We start from the raw sequence: 19,504 nt of genomic DNA, 5'->3' as shown, positions 1-19,504 counted from the left end.
CCCGTGGCTCGGCGTCCTTGCTGTGGAGACTAGGGTGTGGGGCTGAGATGGCCGGCGAATTCTGTGGGGCAGCCCGTGCGTGATTACCTGCTGACGCTCTGTGTCACGGCAGCGGTTACCTATCTGCTGACCGGGCCGGTGCGGAAGTTCGCCATCGCGATCGGGGCGATGCCCGCGATCCGTGCGCGCGACGTACACCGGGAACCGACACCTCGGCTCGGTGGCATCGCCATGTTCGGCGGACTGTGTGCGGGGCTGATCGTCGCGGACCACCTGTTCAACCTGAACGGCGTGTTCGAGCTCTCCAACGAACCCAGGGCCCTGCTCTCCGGCGCCGCCCTGATCTGGCTGATCGGCGTCCTTGACGACAAGTTCGAGATCGACGCGCTGATCAAGCTCGGCGGACAGATGATCGCCGCCGCGGTCATGGTCATCCAGGGTCTGACGATCCTGTGGCTGCCCATCCCGGGCCTCGGCACCGTCGCGCTCACCCAGTGGCAGGGCACGCTCCTCACGGTGGCGCTGGTCGTGATCACCATCAACGCGGTGAACTTCGTCGACGGCCTGGACGGCCTCGCGGCCGGCATGGTCTGCATCGCGTCCGCGGCGTTCTTCCTCTACACCTACCGGCTCTGGTACGGGTACGGGATCGAGGCGGCCGCCCCCGCGACGCTCTTCGCCGCGATCCTGATGGGCATGTGCCTCGGCTTCCTGCCGCACAACATGCACCCCGCCCGGATCTTCATGGGTGACTCCGGGTCCATGCTGATCGGCCTGGTGCTGGCCGCCGGCGCCATCTCGGTCACCGGCCAGGTCGACCCGGACGCGATGAAGCTGTTCGAGGGCAGCGAGCGGCAGGCGACCCACGCGATGCTGCCGGTCTTCATCCCGCTGCTGCTGCCGCTGACGATCATCGCCATCCCGGCCGCCGACCTGATCCTCGCGATCGTGCGGCGTACCTGGAACGGTCAGTCGCCGTTCGCGGCCGACCGCGGGCACCTGCACCACCGGCTGCTGGAGATCGGGCACTCGCACAGCAGGTCCGTGCTGATCATGTACTTCTGGTCCGCCCTGATCGCTTTCGGCGCGGTCGGCTACTCCGTCCACTCCGCGTCGCTCTGGATCGTGCTGGTGATCGTGGGACTCAGCGCCGTGGGCCTGGTCCTGCTGCTGATGCCGCGCTTCACCCCGCGCGCCCCGCACTGGGCGGAGTCCTTCGTACCGCCCCGCTACCGGCGCCGCCGGCGCGAGGACGAGACCGAGGATGCCCCGCAGGGCCAACACGGCCACGGGGGCTCGCAGATGGCCTCTCCGGAGCCTGAACGGGCCTCGGTGTCCGTGGGCGTCTCCGGCGTCAACGGGGCGACCGCGATCGGCCCCCGTTCGCGCTTCACGGATCGGGACCGGGCCGAGTCACCGCGTTAGCGGTGCCGACGCAGAAGCCCCAATACCAGACAATACGTCGTGATGTTCTGCACACACGCGCGGCTTAACTCTCATGTGTGACAGCTGGCACACTTTCTGAGTAAAGACCTCATCAAATAGTTTGTGATACCGTTCACGAACCCGGTGACAGAGCCGAAGGACCTGAGTGCCACGGTCCCTCGGCCCGAGGCATCGACTCGGACCGGGCCTACGCTCGTCCCTGACGACCACTGACCACCCCCTGCCACGCGGAGTAACCGCCATGCCGTCCAACGACGCCCGGACTCTCCTCCACACCGCCGTGCCCACTGCCGCCGCCGGTGTTGTCGCCGTCGCCGTCAGCGCTGCGCTCGCCGGCGGCAAGGGAGCGATCGGTGCGGCGGTCGGGACGCTGGTGGTGATCCTCTTCATGGGGATCGGACTCGGCGTTCTGCAGCGCACGGCCAAGTCCATGCCGCATCTGTTCCAGGCCATGGGCCTGGTGCTCTACACGACCGAACTGCTGCTGCTCTTCGTCTTCGTCGCCGCGTTCCAGAACACGACCCTGTTCAACCCGAGGGCTTTCGCGGCCTCGTTGATGGCCGCGACGCTCGTATGGGTCGCGGCGCAGATCCGTGTGCACATGAAGACCAAGATCCTTTACGTCGAGCCGGACTCGTCTGCGGGCAAGACGCCCGAGAACATGGGGTCTTCGACGTGAGGGGTAGGCCCGGGATAAGCGCGCGTTCGAGACCCTGCTATCGTCCGGTGCCAACTGCGGCACTGCGGGCGCGGGCATCAAATTCGGCGCCTGCTCCATCGCGAGGCGTAATGCCTGAGCCGCCCCCCATCCGTAACACCAGTCCAGTGCCGACCAGCGGCTGCTTGCCGCGCCGACACAACGAGGTTGCCGTACCTATGCGCCACGCTGAAGGAGCCCGCGGTGAGTGCTGACCCGACGACGGTGCTCGCCTTCGAGACCGACTGCCACATCTTCGACGGATGCGGCTTCCCGGCTCCTGGCCTGCACTCCTTTGTTTTCGAGCCGATGGCCACCGTCGGCGGCATCGAGATCAACAAGCCGATGCTGCTGGCGGTTCTGAGCACCGTTGTCGTCGTCGGCTTCTTCTGGGCGGCTTTCAACAAGCCGAAGCTGGTGCCCGGAAAGCTCCAGATGGTCGCCGAGGCGGGATACGACTTCATCCGCACCGGCGTGGTCTACGAGACGCTCGGCAAGCGCGAGGGCAAGAAGTACGTGCCCCTCATGGTCTCGCTGTTCTTCTTCATCTGGATCATGAACCTCTGGGCGATCATTCCGCTCGCCCAGTTCCCGGTGGTCTCGGTCATCGGATTCCCGGTGGCGCTGGCCGCGATCGTGTACGTCCTCTGGGTCAGCCTGACCTTCAAGCGGCACGGCTTCGTCGGCGGCTGGAAGAACATCTCCGGCTACGACCCGTCGATCGGCCCGGCTCTCCCGTTCGTCATGGCCATCGAGATCATGTCGAACCTGCTGATCCGGCCGTTCACCCACGCCGTGCGACTCTTCGCCAACATGTTCGCCGGTCACGTGCTGCTGCTGATCTTCACGATCGCCAGCTGGTACCTGCTGAACGGCATCGGCATCGCATACGCCGGTGTCTCCTTCGTGATGGTCATCCTGATGACCGCCTTCGAACTGTTCATCCAGGCGCTGCAGGCCTACGTGTTCGTTCTCCTGGCCTGCAACTACATTCAGGGCGCTCTCGCCGAGCACCACTGAGCAGCAGCCCAGCTCCCCCCGATAGTCGTCCGGTGGCCAACCCCCACCGGTTCTGAAAGAGAAGGAAGAAACGGCATGTCCGCTCTTGAGACCCTCGCCGCCGTCAACATCACGGGCAACCTCGGTTCCATCGGCTACGGCCTCGCCGCGATCGGCCCCGGCGTCGGCGTCGGCATCATCTTCGGTAACGGCACCCAGGCGCTGGCCCGTCAGCCCGAGGCTGCCGGCCTGATCCGCTCGAACCAGATCCTCGGCTTCGTGCTCTGTGAGGCGCTCGCCCTGATCGGTCTCGTCATGCCCTTCGTCTACCCGGTCGACTAATTCGCGGCATTCCGACCGCCCGAAGCGACGAAAGGCATTGATGTGAACGCCCTACAGCTGGCGTCCGAGGGAGAGATCCAGAACCCTCTCCTCCCGGCGATCCCCGAGATCGTCATCGGCCTGATCGCCTTCGCCATCGTCTTCGGTTTCCTCGCCAAGAAGCTCCTCCCGAACATCAATAAGGTTCTGGAAGAGCGTCGCGAGGCCATCGAAGGCGGTATCGAGAAGGCCGACGCGGCCCAGACCGAGGCCCAGAGCGTTCTTGAGCAGTACAAGGCTCAGCTCGCCGAGGCCCGCCACGAGGCCGCTCGTCTGCGCCAGGAGGCGCAGGAGCAGGGTGCCGTCATCATCCAGGAGATGAGGGCGGAAGGTCAGCGGCAGCGCGAGGAGATCATCGCGGCAGGCCACGCCCAGATCGAGGCCGACCGCAAGGCCGCGGCGTCCGCGCTGCGTCAGGACGTGGGCAGCCTCGCCACCGCCCTGGCCGGCAAGCTCGTCGGCGAGTCCCTCGAGGACCACGCCCGGCAGAGCGGCACCGTCGACCGATTCCTCGACGAGCTCGAGGCGAAGGCCGAGGCCGTCCGATGAACGGAGCGAGCCGCGAGGCGCTGGCCTCCGCACGTGAGCGTCTCGACGCACTGACCGACTCCACGTCGGTCGACGCGGCGAAGCTCGCCGAGGAGCTGGCAGCCGTCACCGCGCTGCTCCACCGCGAGGTGTCGCTGCGCCGGGTCCTCACCGACCCGTCGCAGGGCGGCGAGGCCAAGGCCGAGCTGGCCGGACGACTGCTGAGGGGGCAGGTGGGCGGCGAAGCCGTGGACCTGGTCTCCGGCATGGTGCGGTCCCGCTGGTCGCAGTCCCGTGACCTGGTCGACTCGGTCGAGGAGCTGGCGAACACCGCAGACCTCACCGCGGCCCAGCGCGCGGGTGCGCTCGACGACGTCGAGGACGAACTGTTCCGGTTCGGCCGGATCGTCGGCTCCGACGTGGCACTGCGCTCGGCCCTGACCGACAAGGCGGCTCCGGCCTCCGCCAAGAGCGGGCTGCTCCGCGGCCTGCTCGGCGGCAAGGTCCAGCCGGTCACCGAGCGCGTGATCACGCGCCTCGTGACGCAGCCCCGAGGACGTAGCCTGGAGGCGGGACTCGAATCCCTGTCCAGGCTCGCCGCGGAGCGCCGGGACCGCATGGTCGCCGTCGTCACCTCGGCGGTGCCGCTGTCCGACAACCAGAAGCAGCGCCTCGGCGCCGCACTGGCGAAGATCTACGGCCGTCAGATGCACCTGAACCTGGACGTGGACCCCGAGGTCCTCGGCGGGATCTCGGTGCGCGTCGGTGACGAGGTCATCAACGGCACGATCGCGGAGCGCCTCGACGAGGTCACCCGCAGGATGGCCGGCTGACAGCGCGCAGCGCCCACACCGCACCAACTGAACGAGCAAGAACAGCGGCCCGGTTGGGCCGTGCAGAAATTGCAGAAGATTCCTGGGGGTCGCCCCCAGACCCCCTTAAGAAACTTCGGGCCCAACAAGGAGAGCAGGGAACCCAGATGGCGGAGCTCACGATCCGGCCGGAGGAGATCCGGGACGCACTGGATAACTTTGTCCAGTCGTACCAGCCGGACGCGGCCTCGCGCGAGGAGGTCGGAACGGTCAGCGTTGCCGGCGACGGCATCGCGAAGGTGGAGGGTCTGCCCTCCGCCATGGCGAACGAGCTGCTGAAGTTCGAGGACGGAACCCTCGGTCTCGCCCTCAACCTCGAGGAGCGCGAGATCGGTGCGATCGTCCTCGGCGAGTTCAGCGGAATCGAGGAGGGCCAGCCGGTGCAGCGCACCGGTGAGGTGCTCTCCGTCGGCGTCGGCGAGGGTTACCTCGGCCGCGTCGTCGACCCGCTCGGCAACCCGATCGACGGTCTCGGCGAGATCGCGACCGAAGGCCGTCGCGCCCTCGAGCTGCAGGCCCCTGGCGTCATGGTCCGCAAGTCGGTGCACGAGCCGATGCAGACCGGCTACAAGGCCGTCGACGCCATGGTGCCGATCGGCCGCGGCCAGCGTCAGCTGATCATCGGCGACCGTCAGACGGGTAAGACCGCTCTGGCCGTCGACACGATCATCAACCAGCGCGACAACTGGCGCTCGGGCGACGTGAACAAGCAGGTGCGCTGCATCTACGTCGCCATCGGTCAGAAGGGCTCCACCATCGCCTCCGTGCGCGGTGCCCTCGAAGAGGCCGGCGCGCTCGAGTACACGACCATCGTCGCCGCCCCGGCGTCCGACCCGGCCGGCTTCAAGTACCTGGCGCCGTACACCGGTTCGGCCATCGGCCAGCACTGGATGTACGACGGCAAGCACGTCCTCATCATCTTCGACGACCTCTCGAAGCAGGCCGACGCCTACCGCGCCGTGTCGCTTCTGCTGCGCCGTCCGCCGGGCCGCGAGGCCTACCCGGGCGACGTCTTCTACCTGCACTCGCGTCTGCTGGAGCGCTGCGCCAAGCTCTCCGACGACATGGGCGCCGGTTCGATGACGGGCCTCCCGATCGTCGAGACCAAGGCGAACGACGTGTCGGCGTTCATCCCGACCAACGTCATCTCCATCACCGACGGCCAGTGCTTCCTGGAGTCCGACCTGTTCAACGCGGGTCAGCGTCCGGCGCTCAACGTCGGTATCTCGGTCTCCCGAGTCGGTGGCTCCGCCCAGCACAAGGCCATGCGCCAGGTGTCCGGCCGCCTCCGTGTGGACCTCGCCCAGTACCGCGAGCTGGAGGCGTTCGCCGCCTTCGGTTCCGACCTGGACGCGGCCTCCAAGGCTTCGCTGGAGCGCGGTAAGCGCATGGTCGAGCTGCTCAAGCAGCCGCAGTACGCCCCGTTCCCCGTCGAGGAGCAGGTCGTCTCCGTCTGGGCCGGCACCACCGGCAAGATGGACGACGTCCCGGTCGAGGACATCCGCCGCTTCGAGACCGAGCTGCTGGAGTACCTGCGCCGTGAGCGCAAGGACCTCCTGACCAGCATCGCCGAAGGCGCGAAGATGTCCGACGACACGCTGCAGTCGATCGCCGACGCGATTGCCGCCTTCAAGCAGCAGTTCGAGACCTCGGACGGCAAGCTCCTGGGCGAGGGCTGATCGATGGGCGCTCAGCTTCGCGTTTACAAGCGCCGCATCCAAGCCGTCACCGCGACCAAGAAGATCACCAAGGCGATGGAGATGATCGCCGCCTCGCGCATCGTCAAGGCGCAGCGCAAGGTGGCGGCGTCGATGCCGTACGCGACCGAGCTCACCCGTGCGGTGACCGCGGTGGCGACCGGCTCGAACACCAACCACCCGCTCACCACCGAGGCCGAGTCCCCGGCCCGGGCCGCGGTCCTGCTCCTCACGAGCGACCGCGGTCTGGCCGGCGGCTACTCCTCCAACGCCATCAAGGCGGCGGAGCGGCTGAGGGAGCGGCTGGCAGCCGAGGGCAAGGAGGTCGACACGTACATCGTCGGCCGCAAGGGTGTCGCGTACTACGGCTTCCGCGAGCGCAAGGTCGCGGAATCGTGGACCGGCTTCACCGACAGCCCCGAGTACTCGGACGCCAAGAAGATCGCCGAGCCCCTCATCGCGTCCATCCAGAAGGACACGGCCGAGGGCGGCGTCGACGAGCTGCACATCGTCTTCACGGAGTTCGTGTCGATGATGACGCAGAACGCGGTCGACGGCCGGATGCTGCCGCTGTCGCTCGACGAGGTCACGGAGGAGAGCACCGAGAAGGGCGAGATCCTTCCGCTGTTCGACTTCGAGCCGTCGGCTGAGGACGTCCTCGACGCCCTTCTGCCGCGCTACGTCGAGAGCCGTATCTACAACGCACTGCTGCAGGCCGCCGCTTCCGAGCACGCCGCCCGCCGTCGTGCGATGAAGTCGGCGACCGACAACGCCGGGGATCTGATCAAGAGCCTCTCCCGGCTTGCCAACGCGGCCCGACAGGCCGAAATCACCCAGGAAATCAGCGAGATCGTCGGCGGTGCAGGTGCGCTGGCCGACGCGTCCGCGGGGAGTGACAAGTAATGACGACGACAGTTGAGACGGCCGCTGCCACGGGCCGCGTCGCCCGGGTCATCGGCCCGGTCGTCGACGTGGAGTTCCCCGTCGACGCGATGCCGGAGATCTACAACGCCCTGCACGTCGAGGTCGACGACCCGGCCGAGGCCGGCGCTCGTAAGACGCTGACCCTCGAGGTCGCCCAGCACCTGGGTGACGGCGTGGTCCGCGCGATCTCGATGCAGCCCACCGACGGTCTGGTCCGCCAGGCCGCGGTGACCGACACGGGCGCGGGCATCACCGTCCCGGTCGGTGACATCACCAAGGGCAAGGTGTTCAACACCCTCGGCCGGATCCTGAACGAGCCGGAGGCCGAGGCGCAGATCACCGAGCGCTGGCCGATCCACCGCAAGGCCCCGGCCTTTGACCAGCTCGAGTCCAAGACCGAGATGTTCGAGACGGGCCTGAAGTGTGTCGACCTGCTGACCCCGTACGTCAAGGGCGGCAAGATCGGTCTGTTCGGTGGTGCGGGCGTCGGCAAGACCGTCCTCATCCAGGAAATGATCATGCGTGTGGCGAAGCTGCACGACGGTGTGTCGGTGTTCGCCGGTGTCGGTGAGCGCACCCGTGAGGGCAATGACCTCATCGACGAGATGACCGAGTCGGGCGTCCTGGACAAGACCGCGCTGGTCTTCGGCCAGATGGACGAGCCGCCGGGCACCCGTCTGCGGGTCGCGCTGTCCGCCCTGACCATGGCGGAGTACTTCCGCGATGTGCAGAAGCAGGACGTGCTGCTCTTCATCGACAACATCTTCCGCTTCACGCAGGCCGGTTCCGAGGTCTCCACGCTGCTCGGCCGTATGCCGTCCGCGGTGGGCTACCAGCCGACCCTGGCCGACGAGATGGGTGTGCTCCAGGAGCGCATCACCTCGACGCGTGGTCACTCGATCACCTCGATGCAGGCGATCTACGTGCCGGCGGACGACCTGACCGACCCGGCTCCGGCGACCACCTTCGCGCACCTCGACGCGACGACGGTGCTCTCCCGGCCGATCTCGGAGAAGGGCATCTACCCGGCGATCGACCCGCTGGACTCGACGTCCCGCATCCTGGACCCGCGCTACATCACGCAGGAGCACTACGAGACGGCCAGCCGTGTCAAGGGGATCCTGCAGAAGTACAAGGACCTCCAGGACATCATCGCGATCCTCGGTATCGACGAGCTGGGCGAGGAGGACAAGCTCGTTGTCCACCGTGCCCGTCGCGTCGAGCGCTTCCTTTCGCAGAACACCCACGCCGCCAAGCAGTTCACCGGCCTGGACGGTTCGGACGTGCCGCTCGACGAGTCGATCGCCGCGTTCAACTCGATCTGTGACGGTGAGTACGACCACTTCCCGGAGCAGGCGTTCTTCATGTGCGGTGGCATTGAGGACCTCAAGGCCAACGCCAAGGAGCTCGGCGTCTCCTGAGCCTCCGGCTCACCGAGGGGGGTGGGTGTGTCCCGCCCCCCTCACCACGCCCCGTAGAATTGAAACGACACCCGGCACGACCGCCGGGTGGTGACCCGAGGAGCCACCCTTGGCTGCTGAGCTGCATGTCGAGCTGGTCGCCGCGGACCGCAGTGTCTGGTCCGGCGAGGCCACCCTCGTTGTCGCACGTACCACGTCCGGCGACATCGGCGTCATGCCCGGTCACCAGCCGCTCCTGGGTGTGCTGGAATCGGGCCCCGTGACGATCCGTACGAGCGACGGCGGGACTGTTGTCGCCGCTGTGCACGGCGGTTTCATCTCGTTCGCGGACAACAAGCTCTCGCTGCTTGCGGAGATCGCTGAGCTTGCTGATGAGATCGACGTCCAGCGCGCCGAGCGTGCGCTGGAGCGTGCGAAGTCCGACACGGACGCGGGCGCCGAGCGCCGCGCGGACGTGCGACTGCGTGCGGTGGCGGCGCACTGAGCGTCCCCACGAGGAGTTTTTGACTCAGCCGCGGCCCGAGCTGGAGAGATCCAGACCGTGTCGCGGCTGAGGCGATGCAGGTGCAGTCCGGTTCGGCTCGGTTCGGTATCCGTTACTCGACGATGCGAGGAGGTCGGTGGAGGTGGTCCTCGCTCTGTGGGTGGGCGGTCTGGTCGTTGTACTGGTCGCGGTGGGTCTGTTCGTCTTCGGCCTCCGCAGGCGGCTGATCCAGCGGTCCGGCGGAACCTTCGACTGCAGCCTGCGCTGGGACGTGTCCGAGGAGCCCGACCCGTCCGGCAAGGGCTGGGTGTACGGGGTCGCCCGCTACAGCGGTGACCGCGTCGACTGGTTCCGGGTCTTCTCCTACTCGCCCCGCCCGCGCCGGGGGCTGGAGCGCTCCGCCATCGAGGTGGTCGCACGCCGGCTGCCCGAGGGCGAGGAGGAGCTTGCGCTCCTGTCCGACTCCGTCGTGCTCGGCTGTCTCCACCGGGGGACGCGCCTGGAGCTGGCGATGAGCGAAGACGCCCTGACCGGCTTCCTCGCCTGGCTGGAGGCGGCACCGCCCGGCCAGCGGGTCAATGTGGCTTAGGTAGAGGGCCCTCCCCGGGACGGAGTCGGGGGGAGGGGCAATGCGGCTTGGACGAAAGCGCATAGGAAAACCGGGGAGACAGGGGGCGGACCTGTCTCCCCGGCGCTTTTCCGGGGGTGCGACTGACTCGTGGGGTTAGTTGAGGCCGTTGTCCATCGCGGTCACGAGCTCACCGTTCGCGGTGTCGCCACTGAACTCCCAGAAGAACGCACCGCCCAGTCCCTGGCTGTTCGCCCAGGCCATCTTGGACGTGATCGTCGCCGGGGTGTCGTAGCTCCACCAGTTCGTGCCGCAGTGCGCGTAAGCCGTGCCCGCGATCGTGCCGGTGGCGGGGCAGGTGTTCTTGAGGACCTTGTAGTCCTCGTTGCCGGCCTCGTAGGTGCCCGGGGCCGCGCCGGTCGCCGTGCCACCGGGAGCGGACTGGGTGACACCGGTCCAGCCGCGGCCGTAGAAGCCGATACCGAGGAGCAGCTTCGAGGCCGGGACGCCCTGGGCCTTCAGCTTCGCGATCGCGGCGGCGGAGTTGAAGCCCTCCTGCGGGATGCCGGAGTACGAGGTCAGCGGCGAGTGCGGGGCCGTCGGGCCCTTCGGTGCGAAGGCGCCGAAGAAGTCGTACGTCATCACGTTGTACCAGTTCATGGACTGGGCGGCGCCGGCGTAGTCGGCCGCGTCGATCTTGCCGCCCGTCGAGCCGTCCGCGGTGATCGCGGCGGTGACCAGGTTGTTTGCGCCGAACTTCGTCCGCAGGGCGGAGGCGACGTTCTTCAGTGCTGCCGGGCCGCTGGTGTCGCAGGTGAGACCGCAGGCGTTGGGGTACTCCCAGTCGATGTCGATGCCGTCGAAGACGTCGGCCCAGCGGGGGTCCTCGACCAGGTCGTAGCAGGACTGGGCGAAGGCGGCCGGGTTCTGGGCCGCCTGCGGGAAGCCGCCGGACCAGGTCCAGCCGCCGAACGACCAGAGGACCTTGATGTGCGGGTACTTCGCCTTCAGCTTGCGCAGCTGGTTGAAGTTGCCCCGCAGCGGCTGGTCCCAGGTGTCGGCGACGCCGTCGACCGACTGGTCGGCGGTGTAGGCCTTGTCGTAGTCGGCGTAGGCGTCACCGATGGTGCACTTGCCGTTCTGGACGTTGCCGAACGCGTAGTTGATGTGTGTGATCTTCGAGGCGGAGCCGGAGGTCACGAGGTTCTTGACGTGGTAGTTGCGCCCGTAGACGCCCCACTCGGTGAAGTAGCCGAGGTTGATCTTGTCGCCGGTGCCGGGGCCCGGGTCGGTGGTGCCGGTGGTGCGGACGGCCACCGAGCCGCTGACCGGACCCGTCTGGTCGGCGGTGTCACGGGCCTGCACGGTGTACGAGTAGTCGGTGCCCTTGGTGAGGCCCGTGTCCGTGTACGTCGTGGTGGTGACCGTCGCGACCTTGGCGCCGTCGCGCAGGACGTCGTAGTTCTTGATGCCCTTGTCGTCCGTGGCGGCGGTCCAGCTGAGCTTCGCCGAGGTGTCCGTGACGCTGCTCGCGGTCGGGGTGCCGGGCTTGGACGGGGCGTTGTCGCCGGGGACGCTGCCGCCGTCGCAGGAGGCGCCGTTCAGCTTGCAGCCGCTGGGGGAGCCGGAGCCGGTGCCGTTGAACCCGAAGCTGATGCTGGCGCCGGGGGCGACCGTACCGTTCCAGCTGAGGTTCTTGGCGGTCCAGTGGGTTCCGGAGCTCGTGACGGCGGCGTCCCAGGCGGAGCCCACCGCGGTGCCGGAGGGGAAGTCCCACTCGATCGTCCATGACGAGAGGGCGGTGGTGCCGGTGTTCTTGACCGTCCACTGGCCCTCGAAGCCGGTGCCCCAGTCGGACTTCTTGACGTAGGTGGCGGTCGCGGAGGTGGCGGCCTCGGCGGGGGAGGCCAGGCCGACCATCGCGGCGAGGGGCAGCAACAGTGCGGTCAGGCCCGCGACCGTCCTGGTCCTGGTGGATGTGCCGGCTGCGCGTCTCCATCTGAGTCGGGAGAGGCGTACGGGGTTGTCAGTGCTCAACGGTGCTCCTCGGGTGAGGTCCGGCAAACGGGGGTGGTCCGTAACCTGCAGACCCTGCGTCGCCCTGAGCCCGCTTTTCATGGCGCACTCACCGCAGCGTGTCCGGTGAGATTAGGAAGGTCTGGACCAATCGTCAAGAGGTCCAGACCAAAGATCCGTGCAGGAAATCAGATACCCAACTCCTGCGCCAGCACCGCCGCTTGGACCCTGCTGCGTAGCTCCAGCTTGCCCAGCAGCCTGCTGACGTGCGTCTTCACCGTCGCCTCCGCCATCGTGAGGCGCCCGGCGATCTCCGCGTTCGACAGCCCCTCGCCCAGACAGCCCAGCACCTCCCGCTCCCGGCGGGTCAACGCGCCGAGCGCCTCCGGAGCGGGCCCGGCGGTCCTGCGCGCGGAGGAGCCGGCGAACTCCTGGATGAGCCGCCGCGTCACGGCCGGGGCGATCAGGCCCTCGCCGCGTGCCACCGTGCGTACGGCGTCGAGCAGGTCCTTCGCCTCGGTGTTCTTCAGCAGGAAGCCCGACGCCCCCGCACGCAGGGCGCCGAAGACGTACTCGTCCAGGTCGAACGTGGTCAGCACCAGCACGTCCGCCAGCCGCTCCGCCACGACCTGACGCGTCGCGGACACCCCGTCGAGCCGGGGCATCTGCACATCCATCAGCACCAGATCCGGGCGGAGTTCACGAGCCAGGTGTACGGCGGCCTCGCCGTCGGCCGCCTCGCCGACGACCTCGATGTCCGGCGCGCTGCCCAGGATCAGCACCAGTCCCGCACGCACGGCCGACTGGTCCTCCGCGACCAGTACCCGGATCGTCATGTCCGGTACGTCCTCTCCTCGACGGGCAGTTCGGCCCGCACCAGCCAGATCTTCACGCCGTCACCCCGGGGCTCCGGGCCCGCCCCGATCCTCCCGCCCAGCAGAGCCACCCGTTCCCGCATCCCCACCAGGCCGGCCCCCGAACCGGGCGCCCGTGGTCCCGGCCGGTCGCCGAGGACACTGCTCACCTCCACCGTGAGCACCGTGCGCGAACGTCCCAGCCGGACCTCCACCGGGCCGGGCGCCGCGTGCTTCAGCGCGTTCGTCAGCGACTCCTGGACGATGCGGTACGCCGCCAGCTCCACCGGCGCCGGCAGCGCCCCGGGCTCCTGGCGGCCGTCGTCCAGGGTCACGGTGAGCCCGCTGGACGCGGAGTTCGCGCCGGCCTGCGCGACGAGTGCCTCCAGGGAGGCGAGGGTCGGCGCCGCGCTCGGCGGGCCGTCCGCGCCGCTCTCCCGCAGCAGTCCGATCAGCCGTCGCATCTCGGCCAGCCCGTCGACACTGTTCCGCCGGATCACCCCGAGGGCGTCGCGGGAGGTGCCCGGTTCGTCGATGGAGAGCGCGGCGGTGGAGTGGATGGCGATCGCGGAGAGGTGGTTGGCGACCATGTCGTGCAGTTCGCGGGCCATCCGCGACCGTTCGGCGGTCACCGCCTGGGCCCGGTCCATCTCGGCCAGCAGGGCGGTCTGGTCGGCCCGCAGCAGGGCCGCCTCGGCGGCGTCCCGGTGGTTGCGCACGCTGGCACCGGTGAGGGCGGGCCCGAAGGAGACCATGCCGACGACGATCCCGATGAGCACGGCGTCCGCGGAGGGGGCCCAGGCGATGAAGCCGACCGTCGTGGCGACCGTGACCAGCAACGTGATCACCGGGATGCGGCGCGACGCGGCGGGCGTTCCGTACAGCACGGCGGCGTACACGAGGTCGGTGAACATCAGCAGGGTGGCCAGGCTGCCCACGGTGAACTGATCGGCCACCAGGGCGAGCGAGCCGGCGCCCAGGGCGGTCCGGGGTGCGCTGCGCCGCAGCAGTTCGAGGGCCGACATCACCACGAGCGGCAGCAGGGACACCCAGGGGGAGCCGAAGAGCCGGCCGTTCTGGATGTGAATGCCGATCAGCCACAGGACCACGCCGCCGGACAGCCCGCTGACAGCGAGCAGCACGTCGTCGCGATGCGGGCGCGCAACGGAGAGCACCCTCCCATCCAACACGTCGGCGTGCCCCGCCGCGTCCGCACGCGGAGTGAGCCCGGGCTACATCGAAGGATGCAGTCGCGTTTCGTCACCGCCGACGACGATCCGGCGCCGTACGGAAGGGAGTCTGGAGGGGACGGGAAGGAGAGGCACCGTGATCGTCACACTGATCGTGCTCTGCGAGGTCGGCTTCTGGGTCCTGCTGGCCGCCGGACTCGCGCTGCGGTACGTCGCGAGGAAACCCCGGCTGGGCGCGGCCGTGCTGCTCTGCGAACCCCTGCTGGAGGTCGTCCTGCTGGTGGTGACGGCCATCGACCTGAAGAACGGCGCCGAGCCGGGCCTGAGGCACGGCCTGGCAGCCGTCTACATCGGGTTCACCGTGGGGCTCGGCCACTCCACCGTCAAGTGGGTCGACGCCAGGGTCGCGCACCGCTTCGCGGGCGGCCCGCCGCCGGTGAGGCCCCCGAAGTACGGGATGGCGCGGGCCGCCCACGAGTGGCGCACCGCCGCCCGCTGGACCGTGGCCGCGGCGACCGCCATGGCCCTGCTCCAGGCAGCGGTCTGGTACGTCGGCGGGGAGGGCGACACCGGATCGCTGGAGATGTGGCAGCGGACGATGCTCTGGGTGATCGGGATCAACCTGGTCATCGCCGCGGGCTACACCGTGTTCCCCAAGCAGGAGCCCGGGGGCCGGGCCGGGGCGGGCCGCTGATCAGCGCTCGCCGCCCGGCACCCACAGCACGTCCCCGACCTCCTTGTTCGCCGTCCTGGCGAGGATGAACAGGAGGTCGGAGAGGCGGTTCAGATACGTCGCCGTCAGCGCGTTCATCACGTCCCCGTGCACCTCCAGCGCCGCCCAGGTGGAGCGCTCCGCCCTCCGGACGACCGTGCAGGCCTGGTGCAGCAGGGCCGCCCCGGGCGTGCCGCCCGGAAGGATGAAGCTGCGGAGCTTCTCCAGCTCCTCCAGAAAGGTGTCGCAGTCCGACTCCAGCTTGTCGATGTAGGACTGCTCCACGCGCAGCGGCGGGTACTTCGGGTCCTCCACCACCGGCGTGGACAGGTCCGCCCCCACGTCGAACAGGTCGTTCTGCACACGGACGAGGACCTTCACGACGTCCTCGGAGAGGTTTCCGAGTGCGACGGCCGTACCGATGACGGCGTTGGCCTCGTTGGCGTCGGCGTAGGCCGAGATCCGCAGATCGGTCTTGGCGGTCCGGCTCATGTCGCCGAGGGCGGTGGTGCCCTTGTCGCCGGTGCGGGTGTAGATGCGCGTCAGGTTGACCATGGGGCCAGCCTAAGGGCGTCTCGTCCGGACCATGCCGGGCTCGTGTGCCCCGCTCCGGCCGCGCGGTGGCAACGTGGGCCGGCAGCCACAGCCGGAAGGGCGGGCGTGAACGCCACCGGCCCCCGTGCGGCACGTGTTCCGCGGCCCCGGCGCGAAGGTGCTCAACTACGCGGGGCGCGCCGCCGCATGACGGTGGCCGGTGTGATGTCCGTCATGTGAGACGTGACGCGCATCTCTTCACCGCCTCACGGCCCCTCACGGGTACTAACCTCCGCCGGAGAGCATATGAAAAACCGAGATGCATAGGGGTGCGAATCGTGGCCAGGAAGCTCGCCGTCATCGGCGCCGGACTCATGGGGTCCGGTATCGCGCAGGTCTCCGCCCAGGCGGGCTGGGACGTCGTGCTGCGTGATGTCACCGACGAGGCCCTGGCCCGTGGGCGCGGCGGGATCGAGGCCAGTTACGGCAAGTTCGTCGCGAAGGGCAAGCTGGAGGCCGCCGACGCCGAGGCCGCGCTCGCCCGGATCACGACGACCACCGACCTCGACGCCGTGGCCGACGCGGACGTCGTCGTCGAGGCCGTCTTCGAGAAGCTCGAGGTCAAGCACGAGATCTTCCGTACGCTCGACAAGGTCGTACGGGAGGACGCGGTCCTCGCCTCGAACACCTCCGCCATCCCGATCACCAAGATCGCGGCTGTGACGGAGCGCCCGGAGCGGGTCGTCGGCGTGCACTTCTTCTCGCCGGTTCCGATGATGCAGCTCTGCGAGCTGGTGCGCGGCTACAAGACGAGCGACGAAACCCTCGCCACCGCCAGGGAGTTCGCCGAGTCCGTGGGCAAGACCTGCATCGTCGTCAACCGCGACGTCGCCGGCTTCGTCACCACCCGGCTGATCTCGGCGCTCGTCGTCGAGGCGGCCAAGCTGTACGAGTCGGGCGTCGCCTCGGCCGAGGACATCGACACCGCCTGCAAGCTGGGCTTCGGTCACGCCATGGGCCCTCTCGCCACGGCCGACATGACCGGTGTGGACATCCTCCTGCACGCCACGGGCAACATCTACACCGAGTCCCAGGACGAGAAGTTCGCCGCTCCGGAGCTGATGCGCCGGATGGTCGATGCAGGTGACATCGGACGCAAGAGCGGGCAGGGCTTCTACACCTACTGATCGCGACCGGGGCCCCGGCTGTCTGATGTGCCGTCATTCAGACCCGGGGCACCGGGATCCGGCGCCGCCCGGGACACGGATCCAGCGGGTGACGCCGGACCCGCTTCACCCCTCGGGGTGAATTCGGTATCGGTTCGCTCACAGACGGCAACTTCTCTGTCGCTGCGGCAGTCAGTGGTGGCAGAGGCAGAAAGAGAACAGTCAGACAGAACTTGCTGCGGAGTACTTCCGGGGAGCGCATATGCACATCAGGGGCGACCACGCCGAGCTGGCCGTCGGGGGCCGCCTCGACGTCCGAAGCGCGGCGGACGCCCGTACGGTTCTGCACTCGGCCGTCGACGACGGAGCCGGCGATCTCGTGCTGAACCTGACCGAGCTGGACTCCTGGGACGCCACCGGGCTCGGCGTCATCATGGGTGCGCACCGCAGAGCCGGCCGGGCCGGCCGGCGGCTGGTGCTGCGCGGCGTGCCGCCGCAGATGCAGCGCCTGCTGGTGGCGACGAGGCTGCACAGGATCCTGGCCATCGAGGGCGGGCTCGCCGCGGACTCCCTGCCACGCGTGTAGTCGCTGTCGGCCGGGAAGCGCTCGGGGTCTGCCGATGGGCGATGCGGGTACGGGGCACACACGCACAATCCTCACGAGAACGTGATGTCCGGGACGGCGCGGCCCCCCACCGGTTCGTAGATACTGTGCGAAGGTTTAAGGTTCGGCCGTCTGCCGATCGACGAGAACCCACTGGCGGACACCGGACCGGGAGCGACAGCGGGGCGTGCGAGGCCGGACGGGGCAACCGCGCGCTGCGCGTCTGGGGGACTGAGACGATGGACCCGACCAACCGGGGACCGGAAGAGTACGGCAACGACCGTTCCGGTGACGACGGCGCGCCGCGACGTCCGTCCCGCGACCCTCTGACGCCCGACTTCGGGCACCAGACGCCCCCGCAGCAGCCGCGCACGGTGCAGCTGACATCGGGCGACTTCCTCCTCACGGTCAATCCGGTCGACGGCAGCGAGATCGAGCCCTGTCGCCCGGGGGAGCGGCCCGCCGCGCCCGTACGCCGCACCACCGCCCAGCGTGCGGACCGCGAACGCGCCGCCGCGCCGCCCGTCCCGCCGGGCCCGCCCTCGCCTCAGATGCCTCTCCTCGAACGCCGGGACGAGCGCGAGCGTTTGCTGCGGCTGCTCGCCCGCGGCCGCTCCGTGTGCCTGACCGGGCCGGCCGGGTCAGGCCGCACGGCCCTCCTGGACGCCGTCGCCGCCGACTGCGCGGACCTCGCGCCCGACGGGGTCGTACGGCTCTCCGGACACAAGCGGACGGCCGGCGAGCTGCTGTACGGGCTGTTCGAGGCCGTTTACAGCGCTCCGCTGCAACGGCCCGACCGCGAAGGGCTCCTCGCGCTCGTCCACGGGATCGGCGCCGTCGTCGTCGTCGACGACCTGGAGCTCGGCGGCGCCGCGCTCCAGGAACTGCTCGACGCCACCCCGGAGTGCGCGTTCCTCCTCGCGACGACCCCCGACGTCGGAGCGCCGACGGCCGACGCGAACCTCGAAACGGTCGTCCTCACCGGTCTCGGCCGCAGCGCCTCGATCGAGCTCATGGAACACGTCGTGGAGCGCGCGCTCACCGAAGAGGAGGCGAACTGGGCGGGAGACCTCTGGTTCGAGTCCGAAGGGCTGCCGCTCCGCTTCGTCCAGGCCGGCGCCCTGCTGCGCCAGCGCGACGGCCTGCGCACCGGCCAGGAAGCGTCCGACGGCTACGACGACGACCCGGCCGACGCGCCGCCGTTCGGCCGGGGCGAGCCTGCCGGCAGCCTCCCGCTGCCCAGCCTCGGTGAGGGCGCGGCTCCCGCCGCCCTGCTCGCCTCCCGGCTGAGCGAGGCCGCCCGTGAGACCCTGCGCTTCGCCGTCGCACTCGGCGGCGAGGTGCCGCACCAGGCCCATCTGCCGGCGCTCGTGGGGGACACCCACGCCGACGCCGCGCTGGGCGAGCTGGCGGTCAGCGGTCTGCTCTCCCCGACGGGCCCCCGCTACCGGCTGGCCGCCGGCGTCCTGGCCCAGCTGGAGGTGAGCGGCTACGGCGAGAGCGCGGACGCCCACGCCCGCAGCGCCGCCCAGCACTACTCCTGGTGGGCGGGGCACCCGTCCGTCACCCCGGAACGCGCTGTCGCCGAGGCGGACGCCCTCCTCGCCTCGATGACCCGTCTCGTCCCCGCCGAGGCGCCGGGACAGGCCAGCGTGGCCGTTCTGCTGGCCCGCAGCGCCGCGCCGGCCTTTGCTGCCGGGATGCAGTGGGGTGTCTGGGAGAAGGCCCTCAGGGCCGGCCAGGAGGCCGCACGGATCGCCGGTGAGGTGGCCGAAGAGGCTTACTTCCACCATGAGTTGGGTGTCCTCGCGCTCTGCACCGGCCATCTGGACCGGGCCAGGGCCGAACTGGAGGCGTCCATCGGCATGCGCGGGGCGCTCGCAGACAAGCCGGGTGCGGTGGCCGGGCGCCGGGCGCTCGCCCTCGTCGCGGACCGTTCGGGCGAGCCGGTGCCCAGCACCCCCGCGGGCGAGGAGGGGCCGGCCCGGCGTCACGACGAGTCGGCCCCACCCTCCGGCGGCGTCCCGGCGGCCAAGCCCCTCTTCCCCCGGCTGACCGACACGTCCGGGACCCTGATCACCCGTCAGGACCCGCCCCGCACCGGTGCGTCCTCCGGGCGTACGGGAGTGCTCCTCGGCGCACGGCGCAATCTCGTCGCGGTGGGCGCGGGCGCGCTGCTGGCGGCCGTGCTCGGCACGGTGGTCACGCTGGGCGCGACCTCGGGGAGCGAGGACCCGGAGGGACAGAACGTCACGACCGAGCAGTCGGCGGACGAGGGCGACGGCGGGAACGGCTACTCCGCGGACGAGCCGGCCGACGGCCCGGCCGCGGGCGAGGGTACGGCCGGCGGCGGTTCCTCGTCCCCCGGCCCGTCCGGCACCGCCACCCCGTCCACGAGCGCCACCCCGTCC

At 69.5% G+C, this 19,504-nt stretch carries 19 protein-coding genes; 15 read left to right on the top strand and 4 right to left on the bottom strand.

What is annotated here, in order from left to right; genetic code table 11:
- Positions 1-63 precede the first annotated feature (63 nt).
- From BFF76_RS15415 to BFF76_RS15365, 11 genes are all read left to right on the top strand, one after another.
- Positions 64-1,425: an MraY family glycosyltransferase gene (locus BFF76_RS15415; RefSeq protein ID WP_031091488.1), complete on the top strand. Its 1,362-nt coding sequence runs from the start codon at positions 64-66 to the stop codon at positions 1,423-1,425.
- Positions 1,426-1,687: 262 nt separating this feature from the next.
- Complete coding sequence (locus BFF76_RS15410) at positions 1,688-2,125, top strand: Cg1360 family ATP-synthase-associated protein (protein ID WP_031091489.1); 438 nt, start codon at positions 1,688-1,690, stop codon at positions 2,123-2,125.
- 222 nt (positions 2,126-2,347) lie between these two features.
- Entirely contained in the window at positions 2,348-3,163 is an 816-nt protein-coding gene (atpB, locus tag BFF76_RS15405; protein ID WP_053929375.1) for a F0F1 ATP synthase subunit A, read from the top strand.
- Positions 3,164-3,238: 75 nt separating this feature from the next.
- On the top strand, positions 3,239-3,484 hold the full coding sequence (gene atpE / locus BFF76_RS15400) for an ATP synthase F0 subunit C (RefSeq protein WP_014048348.1): 246 nt from the start codon (positions 3,239-3,241) through the stop codon (positions 3,482-3,484).
- Positions 3,485-3,526: 42 nt separating this feature from the next.
- On the top strand, positions 3,527-4,072 hold the full coding sequence (locus BFF76_RS15395; RefSeq protein WP_031091491.1) for a F0F1 ATP synthase subunit B: 546 nt from the start codon (positions 3,527-3,529) through the stop codon (positions 4,070-4,072).
- Positions 4,069-4,884, top strand: coding sequence for a F0F1 ATP synthase subunit delta (locus tag BFF76_RS15390; protein WP_031091492.1), 816 nt, complete (start codon positions 4,069-4,071; stop codon positions 4,882-4,884). The genes BFF76_RS15395 and BFF76_RS15390 overlap by 4 nt, the downstream gene beginning before the upstream one ends.
- 146 nt (positions 4,885-5,030) lie before the next feature.
- Complete coding sequence (atpA, locus tag BFF76_RS15385; RefSeq protein ID WP_031091493.1) at positions 5,031-6,602, top strand: F0F1 ATP synthase subunit alpha; 1,572 nt, start codon at positions 5,031-5,033, stop codon at positions 6,600-6,602.
- A 3-nt stretch (positions 6,603-6,605) separates the two neighbouring features.
- The gene (locus BFF76_RS15380) at positions 6,606-7,523 is read left to right on the top strand and encodes a F0F1 ATP synthase subunit gamma (RefSeq protein ID WP_031091494.1); all 918 of its coding nucleotides are present in this window, start codon (positions 6,606-6,608) and stop codon (positions 7,521-7,523) included.
- Complete coding sequence (atpD, locus tag BFF76_RS15375) at positions 7,523-8,965, top strand: F0F1 ATP synthase subunit beta (RefSeq protein ID WP_031091495.1); 1,443 nt, start codon at positions 7,523-7,525, stop codon at positions 8,963-8,965. The genes BFF76_RS15380 and atpD overlap by 1 nt, the downstream gene beginning before the upstream one ends.
- A gap of 109 nt (positions 8,966-9,074) precedes the next feature.
- Complete coding sequence (locus BFF76_RS15370; protein WP_014154046.1) at positions 9,075-9,449, top strand: F0F1 ATP synthase subunit epsilon; 375 nt, start codon at positions 9,075-9,077, stop codon at positions 9,447-9,449.
- 142 nt (positions 9,450-9,591) lie between these two features.
- Positions 9,592-10,038, top strand: a complete 447-nt coding sequence (locus BFF76_RS15365) for a DUF2550 domain-containing protein (RefSeq protein ID WP_014154045.1) — start codon at positions 9,592-9,594, stop codon at positions 10,036-10,038.
- Positions 10,039-10,173: 135 nt separating this feature from the next.
- On the opposite strand, the gene BFF76_RS15360 is transcribed toward BFF76_RS15365, so the two are convergent.
- The 3 genes from BFF76_RS15360 to BFF76_RS15350 form a co-directional block, all read right to left on the bottom strand.
- Positions 10,174-12,054, bottom strand: a complete 1,881-nt coding sequence (locus BFF76_RS15360; RefSeq protein WP_053929373.1) for a glycoside hydrolase family 18 chitinase — start codon at positions 12,052-12,054, stop codon at positions 10,174-10,176.
- A 167-nt stretch (positions 12,055-12,221) separates the two neighbouring features.
- The gene (locus tag BFF76_RS15355) at positions 12,222-12,869 is read right to left on the bottom strand and encodes a response regulator (protein ID WP_031091497.1); all 648 of its coding nucleotides are present in this window, start codon (positions 12,867-12,869) and stop codon (positions 12,222-12,224) included.
- Positions 12,866-14,062 (bottom strand): sensor histidine kinase, encoded by a 1,197-nt coding sequence (locus BFF76_RS15350; RefSeq protein ID WP_031091498.1) that lies wholly within the window; start codon positions 14,060-14,062, stop codon positions 12,866-12,868. Before BFF76_RS15350 ends, BFF76_RS15355 begins: the two co-directional genes overlap by 4 nt.
- 151 nt (positions 14,063-14,213) lie before the next feature.
- On the opposite strand from BFF76_RS15350, the gene BFF76_RS15345 reads away from it, so the two are divergent.
- Positions 14,214-14,771 (top strand): hypothetical protein, encoded by a 558-nt coding sequence (locus BFF76_RS15345; RefSeq protein WP_031091499.1) that lies wholly within the window; start codon positions 14,214-14,216, stop codon positions 14,769-14,771.
- On the opposite strand, the gene BFF76_RS15340 is transcribed toward BFF76_RS15345, so the two are convergent.
- The gene (locus BFF76_RS15340) at positions 14,772-15,344 is read right to left on the bottom strand and encodes a cob(I)yrinic acid a,c-diamide adenosyltransferase (RefSeq protein WP_031091500.1); all 573 of its coding nucleotides are present in this window, start codon (positions 15,342-15,344) and stop codon (positions 14,772-14,774) included.
- Positions 15,345-15,661: 317 nt separating this feature from the next.
- Between BFF76_RS15340 and BFF76_RS15335 the strand changes: the two genes are divergently transcribed.
- From BFF76_RS15335 to BFF76_RS15325, 3 genes are all read left to right on the top strand, one after another.
- The gene (locus BFF76_RS15335) at positions 15,662-16,510 is read left to right on the top strand and encodes a 3-hydroxyacyl-CoA dehydrogenase family protein (RefSeq protein WP_031091501.1); all 849 of its coding nucleotides are present in this window, start codon (positions 15,662-15,664) and stop codon (positions 16,508-16,510) included.
- 241 nt (positions 16,511-16,751) lie between these two features.
- Positions 16,752-17,075 carry an STAS domain-containing protein gene (locus tag BFF76_RS15330; RefSeq protein ID WP_031091502.1) on the top strand — a complete coding sequence of 108 codons (324 nt, stop codon included), beginning with the start codon at positions 16,752-16,754 and terminating at the stop codon, positions 17,073-17,075.
- Positions 17,076-17,332: 257 nt separating this feature from the next.
- Positions 17,333-19,504: ATP-binding protein (locus BFF76_RS15325; protein ID WP_065848438.1), on the top strand; the 2,172-nt coding region annotated here is incomplete at its 3' end.

This window comes from Streptomyces mutomycini (assembly GCF_001700505.1).
In the GTDB taxonomy this organism is placed as follows: domain Bacteria; phylum Actinomycetota; class Actinomycetes; order Streptomycetales; family Streptomycetaceae; genus Streptomyces; species Streptomyces mutomycini.
This window is presented reverse-complemented; position numbering and strand designations above follow the sequence as displayed.